The organism is Pseudomonas sp. Sample_9 (genome assembly GCF_004307535.1).
In the GTDB taxonomy this organism is placed as follows: Bacteria; Pseudomonadota; Gammaproteobacteria; order Pseudomonadales; family Pseudomonadaceae; genus Aquipseudomonas; species Aquipseudomonas mercuritolerans.
On record NZ_RAZO01000004.1, the window covers coordinates 1 to 1,864 of the forward strand.

At 63.3% G+C, this 1,864-nt stretch carries 1 protein-coding gene; it reads right to left on the reverse strand.

All coding sequences use genetic code 11. From position 1 onward, the window contains the following. Window position 1 precedes the first annotated feature (1 nt). On the reverse strand, window positions 2-1,864 hold a 1,863-nt coding region (locus D6877_RS00230), incomplete at its 5' end, for a membrane-bound PQQ-dependent dehydrogenase, glucose/quinate/shikimate family (protein WP_130909469.1).

The following is a 1,864-nucleotide window of genomic DNA, read 5'->3' on the forward strand; positions in this document are numbered from 1 at the left end:
CTTATTCCGGCAGTTTGTACGCAATGATGTAGTCACCCATCTTGGTGCCCAGCGAGCCGTGGCCACCAACAACGAGCAGCACGTATTGCTTGCCGTCCTTGCCGGTGTAGGTCATCGGGGTCGCTTGGCCGCCGGCTGGCAGACGCGATTTCCACAGTTCTTTACCGGTATTCACGTCATAGGCGCGCAGGTACTGGTCGAGGGTGCCGCTGAGGAAGCCGACGCCGCCGGCAGTCACGATCGAACCGCCCATGCTCGGTACGCCGAGGGTGAAGCCGATCGGGATTGGCGAGCTGTCGCGGCTGGTGCCGTTCTTGCGTTTCCACACGACTTTGCCGGTGGTCAGGTCGATACCGGCGACGTAGCCCCAGGCCGGGGCCTGGCACGGTACGCCGAGTGGCGACATGAACGGGTGCATGATCACCGCGTAAGGCGCGCCGGTGTTTGGCTGCACGCCCGAGGTCTCGCTCTCGCGTTTGCTGCCGGCTTCGACTTGCTCGCGTGGGACCATTTTCGAGACGAAGGCCATGTAGTTCGGGCTGGTGAACAGCAGCTGGCGAACCGGATCGACCGAGACGCCGCCCCAGTTGAACACGCCGACGTTACCCGGATAGATCAGGCTGCCCTGTTCCGATGGCGGGGTGTACTGGCCCTCGTAACGCAGCTCCTTGAACTGGATGCGGCACAGCATCTGGTCGAACGGGCTGGCGCCCCACATGGCTTTTTCGGTCAGTTCCGGGGCCAGCAGGTTGAGGTCCGAACGGGCCTGGGTCGGTGCGGTGTGGTCGCCTTTGACAGCGCCTTGCGGTACCGGGATTTCCTTGATCGGAATGATCGGCGTGCCGTCACGCCGGTCGAGGACGTACAGGCTGCCCTGTTTGGTCGGGGCGATCAGCGCAGGTTTCACGCCGTCGGCGGTTTTCATGTCGAGCAGGGTTGGCTGGCTGCCCACGTCCATGTCCCACAGGTCATGGTGGGTGAACTGGTAGTTCCAGCGCACTTTACCGGTGGCCAGGTCCAGGGCGACGAGGCCGGCGCTGAATTTCTCTGCGCCTGGAGTGCGGTTGCCACCCCATTGGTCTGGAGTCTGGTTGCCCAGTGGCAGGTAAACCATGCCGAGTTTTTCATCGACGCTGGCCAGCGACCACATGTTCGCCGAGTTGCGGCTGTAGGTTTCGCCCGGGGCCAGAGGCTCGGTGGCGTCCGGCTTGTCGCTGTCCCAGTTCCACACCAGGTGACCGTCGCGCACGTCGAAGGCGCGGATCACGCCCGATGGCTCGTTGGTCGATTCGTTGTCGGTGACGTGACCGCCCATGATCACCAGATCACGGGTAATCGCCGCTGGCGAAGTCGAGTAGTAGCCGCCGGCGGTGAACGGGCCGATGCCTTGGGTCAGGTCGACTACGCCCTTGTTACCAAAGCCTTCGCAGATCTTGCCGGTGTCGGCGTTCAACGCGATCAGGCGGGCATCAGCGGTTGGCAGGTACAGACGACGCGGGCAGGCCTGGGCAACGGCCTGGCCGGCTTCGGAGATGACAGCGGAACCGGCGTTTTCAGACTTGGCATAGGCGGCTTCGTCATAATACGACACGCCACGGCAGGTCATGTGGGCGAAGCCCTTGAAGCCGACCGGGCTCTTGATCTGTGGATCGAAGCGCCAGATTTCCTTGCCGGTGTCCGGGTCCAGTGCCAGCACTTTGCTGTGCGCGGTGCAGGCGTAGACCATACCGTTGGCTTTGAGCGGGGTGTTTTCGTTGGTCAGCTCGACCGGGTCATCCGCAGTTGGCAGGTCGCCGGTCTGGATGCGCCAGGCTTCCTGCAGCTTGCCGACGTTTTCCGGGGTGATCTGCTTGAGCGGCGAGTA